This is a genomic window from Alistipes ihumii AP11, assembly GCF_025144665.1.
Classification (GTDB): domain Bacteria; phylum Bacteroidota; class Bacteroidia; order Bacteroidales; family Rikenellaceae; genus Alistipes_A; species Alistipes_A ihumii.
This window is the reverse complement of sequence record NZ_CP102294.1, coordinates 702,492-722,419: the sequence shown is the minus strand read 5'-3', so window position 1 is coordinate 722,419 and position 19,928 is coordinate 702,492. Positions and strand designations below refer to the sequence as shown.

Here is a 19,928-nt window from a genome sequence, read left to right as displayed (position 1 = left end):
TGCGACTGTTCTCGCTCTCCCGCTGTTCTTACTCTCCCTATTCTCCCCGTCCCCGCTCTCTTCATTTTCGCATGGGAGCGTTATTTGTAAGAGCGAGGAACGCTATCATGTTGGGATAGGCCATGTATCGGTCTCGCAGCGTTCCGGTACGTGTTGTCTTGCCGCGCGTCGGCACATGCCGGACTCCGTCGGGCTGCGGATATTCAGAAGGCCAGTGTCCTCGTTGGCATGAGAAGCGTTTGGAAAAGGCATTGCCGGTCGGTACCTGCGGCTGGTTGTCGGATGCGGTGTTTTCGGGCTGCTATGCCTGCCTGAGAGGGAAATCCTTACGCGTTTGTCGGGTATCGGTGTAAGGTGCGATGCCTGAACCGAGTTGATCGATGGCCCATTAAACTGTTCAGAGATGACGAAGGTCGCGGATTTTCCGCGACCTTCGTCGGATTCGTATGCGTACGGTTTTATCGAACGGTCAATTGCTGGAATCCTCCGTGAAGCGGCCTGCGTTCCCCGTTCCATATCAATTCTCCCTCGACTCCCTCGGGCAGCGTGATTTCGGCCGACAGAGAACCTTTTTTGCCGACTCGGTATTTTACCGCGATGTCGCCGCGAGGGTGGGGCATCGTGCCCGAAACCTCCTTCAGCTTGCCGAGCGAGGGCTCGATGAGGATGCGCGAGAATCCCGGTCCGTCGCTGTTGATACCGAGGATCGTGCGGAAAAATTCGATGTTCGGGCTCGAGCCCCAAGCATGGCAATCCGAGCGCGACGGTTCGGGCTGTTCGGCCCAGGTCGAGAGGCCCAGTGCCATCTGGTCTTCCCACACCTGCATGTTGTCTAACAGTCGGTCGCCCAGCCCGGCTTTTTTCAGCGCTTGGTTCAGATAGTAGCGGAAATAGATCGTCGTCTGCGTCAGCGTGGTGTCCGCCAGCGTGCGTTCCATGACGGCGCGCGCCTCGTCGCCTTCGACCGCTTCGTTCAGGATCGCCAGCACGTTGACATGCTGCGAATAGTTGCGCCGGTCGCGCGTGTCGGAGAACAGGCCGCGTTCGGCATCCCAATATTTCTCCTTGATCGTCCGCTTGATCGACGAGGCCGTTTCGCGGTAGCGTTTCCCGTACGAGGGTATGCCGAAAGCCTCCTCCATGTCGGCGGCCGCTTCGAGTCCCATGACAAACAGCAGGTCTTGGAACGCGGAATTGCCGTCCTTCTCGCGGAAAGGCTCTCCCGCCTCGAAATTCGATGCCCAGTCGCCGAAAAACCAGTGCGGCACGAATGCGAGCGAGAAATCCTCTTTCAGAAAGCCTTCGTACCACGACAACACTCCCCGGTATGCCGGCAGAAGCGTTTTCAGGTATTCCTCCTCGCCCCGGTAGCGCCAATAGTCGTGTCCCATGCATATCCAATAGAGCGAGAACGACGAGATGAACTGGTGAATGCCCGACGGGTAGCGGCTCATCGTGATGCCGTCCGATACGATCGACTGGCGGCCCTGTTCGATGGCATTGCGCGCCATGTACCGGTCGCGCGTATTGTAGAGCGTAATGAGCGCCTGAATCCGCGTGTCGCCGAAATATTGCAACTGTTCGTAGTAGGGACAGTCCATGTAGGTCTCGTTCGCGCACAGGCGCGCCGTCCGCCAGCCGATGTCGAGCATGCGGTTCAGCTGCGGATGTCCCGGTGCGTCGAACGTTGATGCGCGCTCGAACGGATAGGCCGTGAACGTGCCGTACACGTCGCCGATTTCGAGCGGCTCGTCTTTCGTCTCGATCGTCAGCTGCACGTAACGCCACGTCCGCCACCAAAGCGACGTGAACAGCCGGTCGCTGCCGCCGTCGGGCAGAATGATGTCCTCGTATCCGACGAATTTCTTGCCTTCGATCTCGTCCCGGTTTCCTTTCGACAGCGGGGCGGTGTCCATATAGAGCGCTTCGGCGTATGCGACGGTGATCTGCGAGCCCCGTCCGCCGCTGAACAGCAGCGACAGATAGGCCGTAGTGAGCGAGTCGTTGTCGAGCAGGATGCGGGCTTTCGTGCGGGCCGGAACGGTGATCGAAGCGGCCGAGCGCGGAAAGGCGTCGGGAATCCGGGCGTTTTCCGATTGGCGCACGCGCGAGAAACGGTCCTCGGCGTACTCCATAGGCGGAATCGGAGTCGGGACGAGCAGCCGGCCCGGATAGTCTCGGGCGCCCTTGGCCGCGCCTTCCATGCCGACGCGGGCCGCCGCCCAGGCGGAGTCGTCGTAGTCCGGTTGCTGCCAGCCCCATGGGTAGCGCGACGCGTCGATCCGCTCGCCGGGTCCGGCGGCGAAGTATCCGTAGACTCCGGTCGTGTGGGGGGCATAGGCGTCGTTACGCAGGCATTTCCAGCTGCCGTCCGTATTGGCGCCCTGCTCGTCGGGGCCGTTGCCCTGAACGATCAGTCCGGTCTGATTGAAGCTGATCTGCGCGATCGGCTTCCATTCGACGAAGTTCCACACTTCGGCGGCCAGCGTATTGTCGCCTTGCCGTAGCCAGGGCGACAGGTCGACCGTCTCGTAGTTCCAGTTGTAGATGTCGCCTCGGGCGGGACCCAGACTGACCAGATGTCCGTTGACGTAGAGCTTGTAGCGGTTGTCGGCCGATACGTGCACGACGTATCGTTCCGGTTTCGACGGCAGATTCAGCGTCTTGCGGAAGAGATAGACGCCATAGGCGTTCAGCGGTTCTCCGGGGACGGAGATCCACCGTGCGTCCCATCGTCCTTCGGTCCAGCGGGGGGCGATGTCGCTTTGGCGGTAGCCTTCGAGGTGGATCTGGGCGCCGGCTGTCGCGGCCGCCAGCAGAGCGAGCGTAAGCAGAAACAGTTTTTTCATCGGTTCGGGTTCATTGGTTTCTCGGGTTCGTTTTCCTCGGCGCATGCGTCCAGCGCTTCGAGTAGCGGTCCGCGCACGGTTTTGGGCAGGCTTCCGGCCACCAGACGATACGAATCGACGACCCATTCGCGGATCAGTTTTTCCGGCAGGTCGCCGTCGATGCGTACCGTATTCCAGTGGCGTTTGTTCATGTGCCAGCCCGGCGTCACCTCGGCGTACCGCTCCCGGAGCGCGATCGCATGATCGGGATCGCACTTGACGTTGACGGCGCGGCCGTCGGTCATATCGGCGAGCAGGAACATTTTGCCCGCTACCTTGTAGACCAGCGTCGTCTCGTCGAAAGGGGTCGTTTCCTCGCTCTGAGGCAGAGACAGGCAGAGTTCGCGTACGTCGAGTATATCCATATGGACGCATTTATCGGACGTTCGGATAGTTCCCGCCCCTCGCTTTGCCGTTCGCGGTAAACCGTATGGGCCGGGCCGGATAGGTCCGAAAACAAAAATAGAAATAAAAACGGGATTTTGAAACGCGGCTTTGCTTCATTTCATTCGCTCCGTAATCGGTTCGGTCCTCTGCCGTATCGTTTCGGGGCCGGTTGCGCGAGTTGTCCGCGACACGACCGCTTGCGAAGACCGTGTGCGGTTTTTGCAGGCTTTCCCTCCGTAAATTCGCGAGCGAGAAAGAAATACGCAATTACCCGTAGAGTTTAATAACCTAATTCAAAAAGCAATGAAAAAAATTATCTTAGCTCTGTCAGCCATCGCGCTGGTTGTTTCTTGTTCCCAGTCACGGAAGTGGACCGACAAGGAGAGGGACGAGGTCCGCAAAGTCGTGCGCGACCGCCATGACCGTTCGGCTATCCGCCACATGGAGGCGAAAAATTACACGAATCTCGAGGAATGCGTCGTGACGACGATCGAGGAGACGTATCCCGACTACAATCGCTTCGACAAACTGACCGGCAAGACCGATACGGTGGACGCCGTGATCGTCGACTGCCTCGGATTCACGATCGGTCCCAACTACGAGAATCTTCCGCTGCTGTTCCCCTACGACCAGTTGCAGCAGGCCGGTATTCTTCCCGCCGGTTTGTCGAACGATCAGGTCAAATCGTTCTACGGTTGTCTGACCGGCAAGATCAAGGAGTTGTACCGTACGCCCGATCTGTTCACCATCGCGCTGTTCGACGAGCCCGGAGTTCCGACCGAGGTAGCCGATGCGATGCAACAGTGCGCGTCGATGGTCGTCTCGCCGGCCGATCAGGCTAAGGCCGATGCCAAAGCCAAGGCCGATGCCAATAGCGCGCCTGCTCAGAACGGCAAGTAGTTGGAACGGTATCGAAAGATCGGAAACGAGGCTGCAGGTTCTGCCTGCAGCTTTTTTCTGTTCGGCGATCCGGATAGAAACGGTCCGGAGCAGACGATCGGAGAGCGTTCGGGCGCTTTCCCGAGACTCGTGGGGGAGGGCGGAAGTAAAGGCACGGACTCCGATCTTACATTCTGAGGCGACGCCAATCGACCGTGCAGGGTAAGTCGAAGCCCGTGCTGTGCACAAGCTTCAACTGTCTATTTTCCTGCTCTATCGGGTGAATGGCGTCTTTCAGAATTGGAATAAACAGTTCGAGCTTAAATCTCGCGTATGTCTATATTCGGTTATCTCATCCGTTCATATCGTGCAAAGGTAATCAAAACGATTTTTCGCACAAAGAGCAACGGCGAATATCGACAACATAAGATATCAGGGAACGCCTGCGGCCGGATTGCGGAGATCCGGGGTATGCAGGCGCTCTATCCGGCAGCGGTCGTATCCGTGCAGATAGCAGAAGTCCCTGATCTCGTCTCCTTTCGCTTTGCGCACGTAACGATATTCGTCCGGAAGGTATTCTTCGTAGCGGAGGCCGCACGGCCGATGCTGGACCGCCTCGAGTTTGATTTTCCCTCGGTCCATGCAGTCGAACAGGCCGTACAGGCCGTATTCGGGCTCGTCTTTTCTGGATTCGGTGAACAGATACACCGTACCCGGCTCGAAATGGAATCGGCTCACTCTCCGCATGGCTCGTCGGAATGGACTGTTTCGCGGACGGCCTCGTCCTGACCGAGCGGTGAGGTGTCGATCTTCCGGGCCCGCAGAAAGGTCTTGTAGGTGATGCCGAATCGCGGTTCGACGTGGCGACGGTATACCGCGCTTAGGTTTCGGTCCTGTCTTCCTGGTTCGTAATGCCGGGAAACGATTCGTTGTATTTCCCGCGCTCGTTTCAAGTACGATGTCCGATGTTTCATAGGTTTTGATTTTAAACGGTTAGTAAATTTATTACGAACGGATGCCTGAATTTCGGAACTCCGGTGCTTTTCGAGAAATAGTTATGTCAAAAAAGCCATAGTTTCTTGGGCTTTGCGACTATGCCGGGACCGGATACGGAAATCCTCGGCCTGTTTTCGGTTCATGTTTCTTTAGGGGACTCTTTCGTCCGGGGCACGCGGCGGCTTTTGTACGATGTTTGCAGGGAAAGTCTCCGCCTCTTCCGTGCAAGGATTTCCGTCTCGCTGCGAGACGCCGGGGCGGACATCAAAACAATTATGATATGGATTCCGTGAACATCTACGCACAAAACGAGACGGCTCGGATCGTCGTCGGCTTTCTGATTTTCGCGGTCGCGGTCACGGCGGTCGTCATACTGTACCGCTATGTTACGCGCAAGTTGGCCCGGCGGGCCCGCCGAACCCAAGGTCTGTTCGACGATTTCGTCATCGACGTGCTTCGTATGCCTTTCCTGTTGCTGCTGATCTGGATCATGTTCCGGATATTCAGTCAGACCGTGTTTTACGACACCCGATATTTCGGCGCAATGAATCATGCGATCGAGATTCTCGTGATCGTTACGATCGGATGGATTCTGATCAAGCTGACGCGCATATTGTTTTACGTGCTGGAGAAAAAGCTCGATGCGAAGGCCGACAAGGATATGCAGGTACGCGGGAGCCTGACGAAAATGAAGATTTTCGAGCGGATGATCGCCGGACTGATCGTAGTCGTGGTCGTAGCCGTCTGCCTGATGACGTTCGACAAGATCCGGGCGGTGGGCGTCAGTTTGCTTACGTCCGCCGGAATCGCCGGAATTATCGTGGGCTTTGCCGCTCAGAAGAGTCTCGGCATGATACTGGCCGGTATCCAGCTGGCTATCACGCAACCCATACGCTTGGACGACAGCGTGATCGTCGAGGGCGAAATGGGCGTGATCGAGGAGATCAAGCTGACATACGTGGTCGTGCGCCTGTGGGATCAGCGCCGGCTCATTCTGCCCGTGACCTATTTCCTTGAGAAGCCGTTTCAGAATTGGACGATCAATTCGGCCCAGCTGCTCGGCACCGTCTACTTGTATCTCGACTACGGCATGCCGCTGGAAGCCCTGCGCAGGGAGACCGAAAGGATATTGAGAGATCACCCGAAATGGGACGGACGCGCCTCGAACGTGCAGGTGACCGACATGAAAGAACGTTACATGGAGGTGCGGGTGCTGTTCAGCAGCAGCGATTCGGGCTCGCGGTGGGACCTTTCGGTCGATGTTCGGGAAAAACTTTTGAAATTTCTTCAAGACAACTATCCGGACTGTTTCGTCAGGACGAGGATCATGGATGTGGGACCGGCGGCCAAGGACGGTTCTGCCGGTGCATGATCTTTCCGTTCGGTTTGGCGGATCGCCCTGACGGGTGCGGGGTCCGGGTTCTGTTCCGTATGGGCGGCGGTTCTGCTTTCCGGCCACCGGCCGTTTCCTTTTTGAACGCGCTCGGGGCTTGAGCCGGATCGGATTATGGACCGGTATGCTTTGCGGGGAATACTCCCCGTTCGCTCGGTCTTATCTCACTGGGAAAATAGTCGAGGCGATCCGGTTGCCGGATTCTCCGACGAATTTTGCGCGATCTCTGTATGACGGTTGAAACGCCCGGCTCCGGTTTGTCGGCCCGGGAATGCCGCCGTATGGACCGGTCTCCGGTCTGGCTGATGACAGCGTGCCGGTCTGCCGGAACGATTCCGAGTGCAAATACTTGTCGAAGCGGGTACGGAACCCCGTGCGGATACTTGGACCCGCTCGGTCCGGCCGACGGTGTTTCCGGGTGCAGTCGCTTGTCGCACGGTCGGCCTTGCATTTGTCCGATCGCTTCGGGACTTCGTCGGCTTGAGACCGGCGTGCCGGGAACCGCTCGGTCCGTTTGTCTTTTCTCCGTTCGGGGGAGCCTCTCGCGGGTCCGGCGCCCTCAGACGCCCTGTCGCTTGCATATCGTTCCGTCCTTGACGATCAGCAGAAAGTTTTTCTCCGGTTCGGTCAGCAGTTCGATATTCTCCAGCGGATTGCCGTCGACGAGCAACAGATCGGCCAAGGCGTCCGTCTCGATCGTCCCGAGCGGGCCCGGATAGGGATTCCTGCGGCCCGACAGGGCGAGCAGCTCCGCGTTGTCGCGGGTTACCATTTTCAATATCTCGTAGTTCGAGAACCAGCGGGCCAGCTTGGCGATTCCTCGGTTCTGGTCCTTGGCTTTGGCCGGGTTGAACAGCAGGTCGGTTCCCCACGCGAGCCTGACGCCGTACTTTTTTGCGAGCTTGTACGTATTGTCCGTGCCGGCGACGATCATCTCGTGCTTGCGCTGTTGTTCTTCGCTCGGGTAGGTGTTGTCGTCGGCCGTGAACGGCTGCATGCTGAGCCATACGCCGTTGTCGGCGATCATTTTCATCGTTTCTTCGTCGATCAGGTGTCCGTGCTCGATGCTTTTCACTCCGGCCCGGATCGCCTGCCTGATTCCCTCGGGGACGTAAACGTGCACCATGACGTATGTGCCGGCGTTTTCGGCCGCATGGACCGCCGTCCGTATCTCTTCCTCGAAGAACTGGACGTCCTCGAGCCGGTCGTACAGCGAGGCGGCGCCGCCTCCTACCATCAGCTTGATCTGGCTGGCGCCCAGTCTCAGGTTGTTTCTTGCGGCGACGGCGACGGCGTCCGGACCGTCGGCGATCGTCGCCGCTCCGATCATTTCGGTGTGGGTCGGATCGCAGCACTCGAACGGCCGGGGAATGTCATAGACGGCCCGGAAGTCGCCGTGACCGCCCGTCTGCGAAATCATCGAGCCGCTGGGGAATATCCGGGGGCCGGCGACGATTCCCTCGTCGATCGCGCGCTTCAGGCCGAAGACCGGTCCTCCGGCGTCCCGGATCGTGGTGAAGCCCCGCAGCAGTGTTCGTTCGGCTTCGCGTCCGGCCTTCAGTTGCGTGTAGGACTCGTCGGCCGTCATCAGGTCCATCGTCGTGTTCGGGGCGAGAAAGGCATGCCAATGCGCGTCGATCAGTCCCGGCATCAGGAATTTTCCTTGACCGTCGATCACCTCGGCCGGCCGGTCCCGATCAGAACCGATCGGTTCTGTCGAGACCGTTCGAATCCGGTTGCCGTCGATCCGGACGCTTCCCCGGACGGTGCTTTCTTCTTTGCCGTTGAATATGACGACGTTGTTCAGTATGATGCTCTTCGTTTCCCGAGCGGTTCGTTGCGGAGTCATGGCTGTCGGTCGTTTTACGCTATTCCTTACAGCATATCGTGTGCCATGTGTCGGACGAAAAGAGGGGAAAGGCGTCTTGCCGCATATCGCTCGGACGCTGACCGCAAGAGGTCCGGGCGATAAAAAAAGCCGCAGAGGGAATCTGCGGCTTTTTTCGGATGAAAAATAGAAAAAATCAGTATCTTTTTATAAATACAGAATCTTATCCTATTACGGAAACGTTCACGGCCTGCTCGCCCTTCTTGCCTTCGCTCACTTCGAACTCGACGTTCTGGCCTTCTTCCAAACCGCGGAACCCTTCCTTGTTAATACCCGTGTAGTGTACGAAAATGTCACTACCTGCCTCGGTCGTGATAAAGCCATAACCTTTGGCCGAATCAAACCACTTTACTGTACCTTTCATAAAAGTTGAATTAGAATAACATTGCAAAGAAAATCAAAAAGTCCGGAAATCCAATAGAAAAAGAGTTTTTATTTTCATAAAACCGTCGGTCTCCGCTCCCTTGTCCTCACGGACGGATGCGATCTTTCCCGCCGGCTGTTCCATATGGGAAATATGGGAGTCCGAATCCTTCGGCGATTTCCGCTCGGATCGTCCTGCCCGGCTTTATTCCGTTTGGGATTTCCTGTTATCTTTCCGCTTCGGAGACGGGCGGCTGCAGGCTTCCCGATGCCGGCCCGGACAACTCGTTCGCTCTTCTTTTGAGCGCGGCTTCCGTTTCCGGCTCCGGTTCCAGCCGAAGCGCCGTGCCGTAATAGTTTTCAAAAAATCCGGTCAGTCTGCCGAGGAAGTGTTCCGTCGTTTCCTGCTCTCCGGTCAGCGTGGCCAGATTCATGACCGGACTCGGAACCGACGCGACTTTCCGACCGCGCTTCGAGACGTCTCCGCGAAGCGCTCTGTCCAGCGCGCCGAGGTCCGTTCGGTGCAGCAGCGTGCCGTGGAAAAGTATCCGCGTGCGTGCGACATGCGAGGCGGTCCCCGAGATTTTGTAGCCGCCGACAAGCAGCTCCTTGCGTTCTCCCGAGACGGCCTCGACGCCGAGCGGTCGCAGCGCATCGATGATCGGCGTGGCGAAATCGCGGTCCAGAACGGGCCTTTCGTCCTTGTCTACGATAAAAGCGTAATTGATGTTTCCGTAGTCATGGTAGACGGTTCCGCCTCCCGAAAGGCGCCGGACTATCTCGATGCCGTGCCGCAGACAGTAATCGGTGTCTACCTCCGCTTCGATCCGCTGGTTGCGTCCGACGATGACCGACGGCCGGTTGATATAGAAGAGCAGAACGTCCCCTAAGGGACGTTCTGTCAACAGATGCTCCTCCAACAGCCCGTTCAGGACAGGGGAGTCCGATATGCTTCTTACGAGCCGCACGGCCACTATTTGACGTGGAATGCGACGCGAAGGTCTTCGACTTCCTTGTCGTTGATCGGTTTCAGCTCGCCGATCGGAGCCGCCATGATCAGCGACTTGGCGCTGAACTCGGCTACCTCCAGACGGTCGAAGGTCTGCAACAGCCCGTCGCCGGTGATCAGCACCGAGTCGTTGGCCAGCAGTACGGCCGGAACGCTCTTCAGCGTGTCGGAAATCTTCTTGTTATCCTCGTACTGCACGCCGAACGGAATGATCGGGGTGTCTTTGAGGAAAATCCAGCTTTCGGGGATCGTGCGCACGTTGAACTTGACGCCCGACGTGCAGAAGCCCATCAGGTGCGGAGGCTGCGTGATGATGATCGAGTTGATCTCAGGATGGCTTTGGTAGATCTCCTGATGCAGGGCGACCGAGCGGCTCGGAATCTTGCCGGCCTCGACCATGCCGTTCTTAACCTGCACGATGTTGCCCGGCTCGATATCCCAGCGCGGAACGCCCGGAGGCGTAATCAGGAAGTCGTTACCCCGCCAGCGCACCGAAACCGTACCGTAAGAACTGATCATCAGGCCCTGATCGCAGGCGCGACGCACCATTTTCACGATCAGGCTGCGGATCGCCCGCTCGTCCGACGGATAGGTGACGCCCATGAAGTGCGGATAATCCGTAGGAAGCGACTTTTCGTGCTGCTCGATCTGGTCGTCGGTCAGATACGTGGGCTCGCCCAGCGTCTTGGCGTTGATGACCGTGCGGGCGCAGAACTCGAGCGTCTCGAAGCGCTGGTACGCGTCCATCAGGTCCTCGCCGCACAGCACGACGCCGTGATTCTCCATGATGACGGCTTTGTAGTCGGGGTGATTCTTGAACTCGGCGGCGATTTTCTGACCGAGGCCCTGACTGCCCGGAACATCGTACGGCGCGAAACCGATCTTCCCGCAAACGCGCTTGGCTTGCGGAATGATGTTCGTATTGGGTATCTGGTGCGTGATGCTGAACGATACGAGTGCGGGCGGATGCGCGTGGATGACGGCGGTCATTTTCGGACGCATCTCGTAGATGGCCTTGTGGAAAGGAAATTCCGAAGACGGCTTGTGCGGACCGATGATCGTTCCGTCCGGCTTCACGCAGATGATGTCTTTCGGGGTCAGCGATCCCTTGTCGATACCGCCCGGCGTGATCCAGATGTCACCGTTCTCGTCTTTGATCGAGATGTTGCCTCCCGAAGTGGTAGTCAATCCGCTCCGGTAGATGCGACTGATGACGACCGTGATCTGGTCGGCAGGATGCATCAGCTTGGTGTCTAACTGTTTCATAACCTAATTCATTGTTCTTTCGGCCCCTCGGCCGAAAAGTTGTTTATTTTAACTAACCTAATCGTGTATCCTTTCCCTTGGGTTTCGGTCCGGCGGCACGCGTGCCGCCGGACCGTTGCCTTACTCTTGATCTACAGCTTGTCGGCATGGGCCAGCAGATAGGCCTCCGCCTCGGTATTCCATAGCCCCTTGTGCTGCTGGCAGAGCTTGTGCAGCTCGGCGTAGACCGGACTTTCCTTGCCTTTGGCCTCGAACTCGGCGATCGGGGTCAGCGGCATGTCGATATGCGTGTATATCAGTTTCTTGCCTCCCGGTATGCTCGGCAAATTCAGCGTCGTGTCGATTACGGCGTTGATACCGCCTACGTGCGTGACCAGACCGGCCGGATCGAGCCCTTCGTTCATCATGGCGAGGGCTTCCTTCATGTCGTCCGTGTTGCCGCCGCTGGTTCCTACGACGTGGGTGTAAGCATAGTGCACGTTATAGAAATTGAACGGAGCCTTGAAGTCGGTCTTGGCCGGACCGGCGAAGAAGTTCAGACAGCCGTCGAACGACAGAATCGCGTCGGCCTGCTCGACGACTGCGGCTACCGGCGCGAATACGAACACGTCGTTGTAGCCCTTCCCGTCGGTCAGCGCTTTCAGGCCCTCGACCGGATCGGCCATGCTGCCCGTGTTCACGTATTTCAGCTCGATGCCGTTCTTGGCCGCTTCCTCGGGCGAATAAAGCGAGGCGGCGCGGTCCAGCCGCGTCTGGTCGATGTCGGTCACGACCATCAGCTTCGGCTTGCGGTCGGTGCGGTGAATCGCATAGTTGATCGCGGCGAGACCCATCGGGCCGACGCCGGCCAGAATGGCCATGTTACCGCCCTGCTTGATCTCCATGTCGTGCTTGTACGATCCGGGCGTGATATGATAGTTGGCGTGCATCGCGCCGATCACGCACGACAGGGGCTCCGACAGCGAGGCGGGGTAGTAACCCTCGCCGGTGAACGGTAGCAGGCATCCCTGCTCCATCACTTCGTTCGGAATCACGACGTAGGTCGCGTCGCCGCCGATGAATCGGTACGAGTAGCCCGGCGCGCTCAGCACGCCGACGGGGCCTTTCTCGTAGTTGAGCGCGGGTTGGATCGAGAATTTGTCGCCCGCCTTGAAGCGGCCGCTCCACTTGCTGCCCACCTCGACCAGCTCGCCCGCGAACTCGTGTCCGATGATAACGGGATTCTGGGCGATGTCGCGCGGAACCCGCTTGTGGATATCGGCCTCGTGCGAGGCTTTGTACGACGACATGCAGATGCTGTCGCAAACCACCTTGGCCAGTATCTCGTCGTCCTTTATTTTCGGCAGCTCGAACTCCTCCAGCCGGAGGTCGTTCTTACCGTAGAGTCTTACAGCTTTCGTTTTCATGTGTTTTTGGTTTTAAGAGTTTTGCAGCAAGGCTTCACATGAAACATCCGAATTTTCCCGCAAAGATATGCATTATATTCGTTCCGTGCGAATTTTTGCTGCGATATGTGTCGGAATCGCGTTATCGAATCGTTAAGCATTCGCCCCGGCTTCTCTCCGTGCCGGAAGCCGGGGCGGATACCCGGTTTAGCTCAGCATCACCTGCCCGCCGGTCACCGGCACGGCCTGACCCGTTTCGCAGGTCTGCTCGATCAGGTACAGCACGGCCTTGGTGACGTCTTCCGGGCCGGTTCCCTTGCGCATCGGCACTTGGTCCATGTAGTACTTTCGGACATCTTCGACCGTTTTGGCTCCCGGGACCTTTCCTGCGTGCAGATATTGCAGGAACAAGCCGTTCTCGGGGTTCGACCACAGCGGCCCCTCGTAGAAATTGCCCGGGCAGACCGCGTTGACCTTGATGCGGAACGGCGCCAATTCCAGCGCGAACGACTGCGTGAGACCCACGCCGCCGAACTTGCCGCCGGCGTAGGCGAAGTTGGCTTTCGAGCCGCGCAAGCCCGATTTGGAGTTGATCTGAATGATATCGCCGTAGTTGTCCTCGGCATACTTGTTCTGGAGCTTCATCACGCGCGATGCGGCCTGAGCGCAGTAGAAGTAGGCGTTGTAGTTGATTTTCGTGACGAACTCGAAGTTTTCCGGAGTCATTTCCTCCAACCCGCCTGCGCGCAGCACGCCCGCGTTGCTGACGAACACGTCCAGTCCGCCGAAGCGGCAAACCGTCTCGTGGATCAGGTTGCGCAGGCTCTCCGTGTCGGCTACGTTCGTCTTAACGAAGATGGCGCGGTTGCTCCGGGCCATGCCGTTGAGTCGCTCGGCCGTCGCCGCTCCGACCGTCTCGTTCAGGTCTGCCACGACGATATTGGCTCCCTGCTGGATCAGGCAGCGGGCGATGCCCTCGCCGAAGCCCTGAGCGGCTCCGGTCACGATGATCGTCTTGTTCTCGACGCGTCCCGATGCGCCGCCCGCGCTGACCTTGCGGCGATAATTTTCCACTTCCCAGTTGTCGATGAAGTCGATCTGGCGCTGGGTCATCGGGTGCTCGCCTCCGAACGACTGGGCGATCGCGGCGATCTTCATCATGTCCTCGTACACGTCCAGAATAATGTCGCAGCCTGCGGCGTTGTCGCCGACCGCCACCAAGCCGATACCCTTGATGAGCAGCACCTTCGGCGTATAGCCGTTCGCTGCGACGTATTGCTCGATCTGTGTTTGGGCCTGCTCGAGCAGCGCTTGCTTATCGGCGGCGGCGAGATAGATGTATTTCGACTTGCAGTAGACGATCGCGTCGGGCGAGAAGGGCGCCGCAACTTTCGCATATTCGCTTTCGGACGAGGCATAACGCTCGATCAGCGCGTTGTTGCGGACGCGGAGCGTCTTGATTCCTTGCTTGCTGAGCATCATGCGGATAGCCGGGAGCACTTCCTGCACGCAGTCGCATACCGGCTTGTCGCCTTCGGGCAGCGATACGCCGGCCGCCTTCTCGATCGTCGAGAGCACGCGGTCGTAAATGGCTTCGACCTCGGCCGTCGTGTCGGCGCCGACGAAGATGCCGTGATTCTGCAGCAGCAGAATGGCGGGTTCCTTGCCGAATTTGGCCTTGTAGGCTTTGATCCGGTCGTCCACTTCCTTGAACAGCACGTATCCCGGATCGGTATACGGGATATATACGGCCTCGTCGCCGAACAGGCGGGCCGTTTCGGCCTCGGCGTTCTGTCCGCACATCAGGCCGTTGACCATCGTCGGATGCAGATGGACGATGAACGCGGCGCTCAGCGCGTTGTGCATCGAGGTCTCGACCGACGGGCGGCGGTCCTTCGTGATGCATGCGGCCGCCAGGTCGTTCTTGACTTCCTCCTCGCGCGCGGCCGTATCCGCCGGGTAGGTTTTTTCCGGGATGACGTTCAGTTTCTTGCGGTCCAGCACGGCGAAGCCGTCTTCGGTGATCGTCGCCAGCGCGCATCCGCTGGCCTTGACCCACAGCTTGTCGGCATTCTTGTACGAGGTGTTGCCGCCTCCCGCGATCACGTAGCGGCTGTCGCGGCCGTACTTGCGCGATATTTCGATCAGTTGTTCTATCTCTTTCATTTTCTTTTCGGTTGTTAATGATTGCGTTTCGCTTCGGCAGGATGACCCTGCCGGGCTTCGTTCACGCGACGGCCGGTCTTACCGGATGGCCGCCTTGATTACGCTGTCGCCGTGCTTGATGTATTCGTCGCGCTTGTCGATGTCGGCCTTACCCCGGCTGTCGACGTAGCCCTGCATGCCGCTGGCTACGATGTCCTGATGGGCCGCCACGACGCACGCGCCGCAGTAGTTGATGTACTTGAGCCGCTCGGTCAGGGGAGCTCCGCCCCGGGCGAAAAGCTCGATCGGCTCCATCGCGGGCGTATTGTGCTCCGAACCGAACGTGACGACGAACCCGTTGTCGTGCAGGTAGCCTGCGTATTTTTCGAGCACCTCCACGCTGTTGCGCGTCGTGATGAACTCGACCGAGAAAATGCCGCGCTCGCGGAGCGTCTCGGCCGTTTTCACGACGTCCTGCTCGAAGTCGGTGAAGCCGCCCTTCGCGTCGTCGGCCAGAAACGGATAGGTCGGGATACCTCCCGCCGCCAGAATGATCTTGCGGACGGTCTCCATAGGCAGGAACGCCTTGGGGTCCTCGGGCACGAAGGCCGCGCCTCCCGCCTTGAGCAGGTTGCCCCGGATCTCGTTCTCGACGGCCGCGTGGTCGGCTACGTCCGATTTGAGCGGCTTGCCGCCGAAAATCTTCTCGAAGAAGGCGGCGATCGCTTTCGGCTCGTTTTTGAGGTGCTCGTATGCGGCCAGACGCAACGCCTTGGCCAAGTGACGCTCGCGGATCGATCCTTTGGTCAGCGTCCGCTCGATTTCCTTGAAGTCGAGCTCGAATCCTGCATCGTACGAACGAAGTACGTCGTTCAGCTTGCCGCACATCGTTTCGACCTGAGCGTTCGACTCGGCACGCACCGCGGCCAGCTGCGAGGCGTACGGCTCGGCCAGTTCGACCGGATAGGCGAGGCCCTTGCCGCTGAGGTAGGTGCGGCCCGGATTGTTCGGGTCGTTGACCCGTACGCCGGCGGCCTGATCCTGTTGCTGGAGGCTGATGAACTCGATGTTGAACAACGGGAACAGCTTCCGGCTGCGGCATCCGTCGTTCCACTCCTTGTAGCCGTCCATCGAATAGAAGTCGTTGACGCCGACGACGCGGACGTTTTCGGCCACGGCCCTGTCGAGCGCGTCGGTCAGCTTGTCGAACGCGCTGAACGAGTAGGGCGTATGCAGATGGGCGTTGACATTGACCGCCTCGATCTTGTTTCTTTTCGTTGAATCCATAGGTTCGTTTTTCGGTTGAATGGTAGAAAGTGACAAAAGGCCACACGGACATTTGTTGAATATCTATGCGACCTTTTGTCTGAAGATGAAGCCCGTTACAGGTCCTTAGATACCCTCCTTGGCGCGTCGGATCTGTTCGGCCTCGGTGAAGTTGCGCGTCGGAACGTGCCCGGGCAGCGGAACGATCTTCTCGTGGATGATGTCGATGAAGCTGTCCACCTGCGGGAAGAAAGCGTATTCCAGCTCATAGGCCGGCGTGATCCAGTCGCGCGAACCGAGTACGACGGCCGGTGCGTCCAGATAGTCGAACGCCAGCTCGTTGACGTTGCGTGCCAGATCGTTCAGGAACGATCCGCGGGCCGTCGCGTCGCCGGCGATCACGATGCGGCCGGTCTTCTTGACCGAAGCGAGCACCTTCTCGTAGTTGAACGGAACGAGCGAACGGGCGTCGATCACTTCGGCGCTCATGCCGTATTTCTCCTCGAGCACTTTGGCCGCCTCGAGCGCGCGGTAGAGCGTGGCGCCGATCGTCAGGATCGTGATGTCCTTGCCCTCGCGCTTGATGTCGGGCTCGCCGAGCGGAATCTCGTAGTAGCCTTCCGGCACGCCGCCTTCGTGGAACTGCTCTCCCACGTCGTAGATACGCTGGCTCTCGAAGAAGATCACCGGGTCGGTTCCTTGCAGCGCGGCGTTCATCAGACCCTTCGCGTCATACGGAGTAACCGGGAACACGACCTTCAGGCCGGGAATGTGAGCCGCGAGCGAGGTCCAGTCCTGCGAGTGCTGAGCGCCGTATTTCGATCCGACCGAAACGCGGACTACGACCGGCATTTTCAGAATGTTGCCGCTCATGGCCTGCCACTTGGGCAGCTGGTTGAACACCTCGTCGCCGCAGCAGCCGAGGAAGTCGCAGTACATGATCTCGGGAATCACGCGACCGCCGCACATGGCGTATCCGATCGCCGTGCCGATGATGGCCGCTTCGGCGATCGGGGCATTGAACAGGCGGTGGTACGGCAGCGCCTCGGTCAGGCCGCGGTAGACGGCGAACGCGCCGCCCCAGTCGCGGTTCTCCTCGCCGTAGGCGATCAGCGAGGCATCCTTGTAGAAGCGGTCGATGATCGCCTCGAAGATACCGTCGCGCAGCTGGAACTGCTTCATCTTCGAGAACGGCTTGCCGTCCTTGTCGAACGCGAAGCGCTCTTTCTTGGCGATCTGCTGCACGCGGGGATTCTCGCTCATCGGATGGTTCACGTCGGGCTTGGCGTCCGACAGCGAGTCGATCGACTGGTTCGAGAACATCATCGTGCCCAGCAGTTCGGGCTCCTTGTGCAGGTCCATGCGCGGCGACAGCTCGTCGTCGATGGCCAGCTTGAAGGTCTCGAACATGATATCCTTGATTTCCTTGGTCATGGCGTCCAGATCGGCCTGCGTAGCCACGCCGGCGGCGATCAGCTCCTTGCCGAATGCTACGATGCAGTCCTGAGCCTCCCATGCCTCGATTTCCTCTTTCGTGCGGTACGACGAGGCGTCGGAGGGCGAGTGGCCGCTATAACGGTAGGTCAGCACGTCGATCAGCACGGGGCCGTCCTTTTCCTTCTCGAGGATCGCTTTCTTGCGGCGGTAGCAGTCGATTACGGCCAGCGGATTGTAGCCGTCGACGCGCTCGGCGTGCATCTGGGCCGGGTTGACGCCGGCACCGATACGGGCCGCGAAGTCGAAGCCCATCGTCTCGCCGCGAGTCTGTCCGCCCATGCCGTACTGATTGTCCATGATGTTGATGATTACCGGCAGGCCGCCTTTCATCTCGTCCGACCACAGTTGCTTGAACTGATCCATCGCGGCGAAGGTCATGCCTTCCCACACCGGACCGCGGGCCATCGACGCGTCGCCCAGGTTGGCTACGACGATGCCCGGCTTGCGGTTCACTTTCTTATAGAGGGCTGCGCCCACGGCGATGCTGCCGCTGCCGCCCACGATCGCGTTGTTCGGATAGATGCCGAACGGCGTGAAGAACGTGTGCATACTGCCGCCCAGACCCTTGTTGAATCCGGTCGTGCGGGCGAATACCTCGGCCAGCGCCCCGTAGAGCAGGAAGCGGATACCCAGCTCTTTGGTCGTGCCGCCCTTGAACGCCTTCTTGGCGACGTTTACGGTGGCGCCGTCCCAAAACTCGTTCATGATCTTCTCGAGGCTCTTGTCGTCCAGCAGCTCGATCGCGCGCAGACCCTTGGCGAGAATTTCGCCGTGGCTGCGGTGCGATCCGAAAATGAAGTCGTTGATGTCGAGCATGTAGGCCATGCCGACGGCTGCGGCTTCCTGACCGGCCGACAGGTGGGCGGGGCCCGGGTTGTTGTACTCGACGCCGTTGTATCCTCCGGTCGTCTTGACGAGCTGCAGCATCGTCTCGAACTCGCGGATCACGACCATGTCGCGGTAGATCCGCTTCAGGTCGTCCTTGGTGAAATGCTTGGCCTTGAGCTCGTCCTTGACCGTCTTGTTGTACTGATTGACGGGAATCGGCGTGAACGTGATCTCGCCCGGTTTCCGCATTTGCGTAGGATCGATATATTGCGACTTAGGCATAATACGTAAGTTTTAAAGGTTATTTTTCTGGTTACTCGTTGAATGAAAAGACGGTTTCTTTGAAAATCTCGGAAACGGTCGGGTGGGGGAACACCACCTCCTGCATCTCCTTGAGCGTCATTTCCTGCTCGATGGCCATGCAGGCGCCGTAAATGATTTCGCTGCACGGATTGCCGAGCATGTGCACGCCCAGCACCTCGCCGTACTTCGCGCCGACGATCACCTTGCACAGGCCTGCGCCGCCTTCGTTCTCGGCGACGAAGCGACCCGCGTAGGCCATCGGCAGCTTGGCGATCTTGTATTCGATTCCCTCGGCCTTGGCCTGCTCTTCAGTCAGACCGACGCCGGCCACCTCGGGATTCGTGTAGACTACGCCCGGAATCGCGTTGTAGCGCATCCGGTCCGCGCGGCCCGTCAGGTTGTTGACGACGACCTCGCCCTCGCGGCTGGCCGTGTGGGCCAGCATCGAGAACCCGGTGATATCTCCTGCGGCGAAGACGTTCGGAGCGTTCGTGCGCATCTTGTCGTCGACCTTGACGGCTCCCCGGTTCATCTCGATGCCGAGGTTTTCCAGACCGAGTCCTGCCGTTACGGCGCGGCGGCCGACGCTCATCAGGATCTTGTCGCCTTTGGCCGACAGCGTCTGCCCGTCCTTGTCGACATAGACTACCTCGTTGCCGCGGATTTCGGTCACCTTGCAGTTGAGGTTGAACTTGATACCCTTCTTGGCATAGATGTCCTGCAGCATGGCGCTGATTTCGCCGTCCAGTCCGCCGAGAATCTTCGGCAGCATCTCGACGACGGTCACTTCGGTGCCGAGACTGTTGAAGAAGCTGGCGAACTCCATGCCGATCACACCTCCGCCGATGATTACCAGTGATTTGGGTTGCTCCTTCAGATCGAGGATTTCGCGGTTCGTCACGATGATATCGCCGGCCTCCTTAACGCCCGGAATGGGCGGCACGAATGCCTCCGATCCCGTGCAGAGCAGCAGGTTCACCGCATAGAACGTTTCGCCCGCGCATTCGATCTCGATGCCGTTCTGCGAACGTCCTTTGACTTTCGCCTCGCCCCGCACGACGCGTACCTTGTTGGCTTTCATGGCCGAGCCGACGCCTCCGACGAGCTTCTTGACTACCTTATTCTTGCGCTCGACGATCTTGCCGAAATCGAACGTCGCTCCCGGCGCGCTCACTCCGTACTTGTCGCCGTGCTTGGCGTAGTCGTAGACTTTCGCGCTGTAAAGCAGCGTCTTGGTCGGGATGCAGCCTTCGTTGAGGCATACGCCGCCCAGTTCGCGTTTCTCGAACAGCACGACGTTCAGCCCTTTGGCTCCGGCGCGTTCCGCAGCCACGTAGCCTCCGGGACCTCCGCCGATAATTGCTAAATCGATCATTTTTATTTCAGATTAGAAGTTTTTCGCTTTATATGCCCGTCCGCCGAGGGATTCCCGCGA

At 58.9% G+C, this 19,928-nt stretch carries 14 protein-coding genes; 2 read left to right on the top strand and 12 right to left on the bottom strand.

Going from position 1 to position 19,928, the window contains the following annotated elements; translation table 11 throughout:
• Positions 1-458 precede the first annotated feature (458 nt).
• Together NQ491_RS02905 and NQ491_RS02900 are read right to left on the bottom strand one after the other, a co-directional pair.
• The gene (locus NQ491_RS02905) at positions 459-2,849 is read right to left on the bottom strand and encodes an alpha-L-rhamnosidase-related protein (protein WP_019244827.1); all 2,391 of its coding nucleotides are present in this window, start codon (positions 2,847-2,849) and stop codon (positions 459-461) included.
• Positions 2,846-3,253: an MmcQ/YjbR family DNA-binding protein gene (locus NQ491_RS02900; protein ID WP_019244828.1), complete on the bottom strand. Its 408-nt coding sequence runs from the start codon at positions 3,251-3,253 to the stop codon at positions 2,846-2,848. Before NQ491_RS02900 ends, NQ491_RS02905 begins: the two co-directional genes overlap by 4 nt.
• Before the next feature lie 325 nt (positions 3,254-3,578).
• Between NQ491_RS02900 and NQ491_RS02895 the strand changes: the two genes are divergently transcribed.
• A complete protein-coding gene (locus tag NQ491_RS02895) occupies positions 3,579-4,175 on the top strand; it encodes a hypothetical protein (RefSeq protein WP_147524906.1) in 597 nt (198 codons plus the stop codon).
• Between the two features lie 411 nt (positions 4,176-4,586).
• On the opposite strand, the gene NQ491_RS02890 is transcribed toward NQ491_RS02895, so the two are convergent.
• Positions 4,587-4,901 (bottom strand): hypothetical protein, encoded by a 315-nt coding sequence (locus NQ491_RS02890; protein WP_019244832.1) that lies wholly within the window; start codon positions 4,899-4,901, stop codon positions 4,587-4,589.
• Between the two features lie 529 nt (positions 4,902-5,430).
• Here NQ491_RS02890 and NQ491_RS02885 point away from each other — a divergent pair.
• Positions 5,431-6,522, top strand: a complete 1,092-nt coding sequence (locus NQ491_RS02885; RefSeq protein ID WP_019244833.1) for a mechanosensitive ion channel family protein — start codon at positions 5,431-5,433, stop codon at positions 6,520-6,522.
• 580 nt (positions 6,523-7,102) lie between these two features.
• On the opposite strand, the gene NQ491_RS02880 is transcribed toward NQ491_RS02885, so the two are convergent.
• From NQ491_RS02880 to lpdA, 9 genes are all read right to left on the bottom strand, one after another.
• Positions 7,103-8,392: a metal-dependent hydrolase family protein gene (locus NQ491_RS02880; protein ID WP_019244834.1), complete on the bottom strand. Its 1,290-nt coding sequence runs from the start codon at positions 8,390-8,392 to the stop codon at positions 7,103-7,105.
• Positions 8,393-8,594: 202 nt separating this feature from the next.
• Positions 8,595-8,795, bottom strand: coding sequence for a cold-shock protein (locus tag NQ491_RS02875; RefSeq protein WP_019244835.1), 201 nt, complete (start codon positions 8,793-8,795; stop codon positions 8,595-8,597).
• A 226-nt stretch (positions 8,796-9,021) separates the two neighbouring features.
• Complete coding sequence (locus tag NQ491_RS02870) at positions 9,022-9,762, bottom strand: lipoate--protein ligase family protein (RefSeq protein WP_147524908.1); 741 nt, start codon at positions 9,760-9,762, stop codon at positions 9,022-9,024.
• 5 nt (positions 9,763-9,767) lie between these two features.
• Complete coding sequence (locus tag NQ491_RS02865; protein ID WP_019244838.1) at positions 9,768-11,069, bottom strand: class II aldolase/adducin family protein; 1,302 nt, start codon at positions 11,067-11,069, stop codon at positions 9,768-9,770.
• Between the two features lie 131 nt (positions 11,070-11,200).
• A complete protein-coding gene (locus NQ491_RS02860) occupies positions 11,201-12,475 on the bottom strand; it encodes a zinc-binding dehydrogenase (protein ID WP_019244839.1) in 1,275 nt (424 codons plus the stop codon).
• A gap of 186 nt (positions 12,476-12,661) precedes the next feature.
• Positions 12,662-14,620 (bottom strand): SDR family NAD(P)-dependent oxidoreductase, encoded by a 1,959-nt coding sequence (locus tag NQ491_RS02855; RefSeq protein WP_019244840.1) that lies wholly within the window; start codon positions 14,618-14,620, stop codon positions 12,662-12,664.
• Positions 14,621-14,698: 78 nt separating this feature from the next.
• Positions 14,699-15,886, bottom strand: coding sequence for a hypothetical protein (locus tag NQ491_RS02850; protein ID WP_019244841.1), 1,188 nt, complete (start codon positions 15,884-15,886; stop codon positions 14,699-14,701).
• 105 nt (positions 15,887-15,991) lie between these two features.
• Complete coding sequence (locus NQ491_RS02845; protein ID WP_019244842.1) at positions 15,992-18,472, bottom strand: alpha-ketoacid dehydrogenase subunit alpha/beta; 2,481 nt, start codon at positions 18,470-18,472, stop codon at positions 15,992-15,994.
• 31 nt (positions 18,473-18,503) lie between these two features.
• Positions 18,504-19,868, bottom strand: coding sequence for a dihydrolipoyl dehydrogenase (lpdA, locus tag NQ491_RS02840; protein ID WP_019244843.1), 1,365 nt, complete (start codon positions 19,866-19,868; stop codon positions 18,504-18,506).
• Positions 19,869-19,928 lie beyond the last annotated feature (60 nt).

Coding starts and splice junctions, on each gene's coding strand:
- NQ491_RS02905 (WP_019244827.1), bottom strand. CDS start 2,849: ATGAAAAAACTGTTTCTGCTTACGCTCGCTCTGCTGGCGGCCGCGACA.
- NQ491_RS02900 (WP_019244828.1), bottom strand. CDS start 3,253: ATGGATATACTCGACGTACGCGAACTCTGCCTGTCTCTGCCTCAGAGC.
- NQ491_RS02895 (WP_147524906.1), top strand. CDS start 3,579: ATGAAAAAAATTATCTTAGCTCTGTCAGCCATCGCGCTGGTTGTTTCT.
- NQ491_RS02890 (WP_019244832.1), bottom strand. CDS start 4,901: ATGCGGAGAGTGAGCCGATTCCATTTCGAGCCGGGTACGGTGTATCTG.
- NQ491_RS02885 (WP_019244833.1), top strand. CDS start 5,431: ATGGATTCCGTGAACATCTACGCACAAAACGAGACGGCTCGGATCGTC.
- NQ491_RS02880 (WP_019244834.1), bottom strand. CDS start 8,392: ATGACTCCGCAACGAACCGCTCGGGAAACGAAGAGCATCATACTGAAC.
- NQ491_RS02875 (WP_019244835.1), bottom strand. CDS start 8,795: ATGAAAGGTACAGTAAAGTGGTTTGATTCGGCCAAAGGTTATGGCTTT.
- NQ491_RS02865 (WP_019244838.1), bottom strand. CDS start 11,069: ATGAAACAGTTAGACACCAAGCTGATGCATCCTGCCGACCAGATCACG.
- NQ491_RS02860 (WP_019244839.1), bottom strand. CDS start 12,475: ATGAAAACGAAAGCTGTAAGACTCTACGGTAAGAACGACCTCCGGCTG.
- NQ491_RS02855 (WP_019244840.1), bottom strand. CDS start 14,620: ATGAAAGAGATAGAACAACTGATCGAAATATCGCGCAAGTACGGCCGC.
- NQ491_RS02850 (WP_019244841.1), bottom strand. CDS start 15,886: ATGGATTCAACGAAAAGAAACAAGATCGAGGCGGTCAATGTCAACGCC.
- NQ491_RS02845 (WP_019244842.1), bottom strand. CDS start 18,472: ATGCCTAAGTCGCAATATATCGATCCTACGCAAATGCGGAAACCGGGC.
- lpdA (WP_019244843.1), bottom strand. CDS start 19,868: ATGATCGATTTAGCAATTATCGGCGGAGGTCCCGGAGGCTACGTGGCT.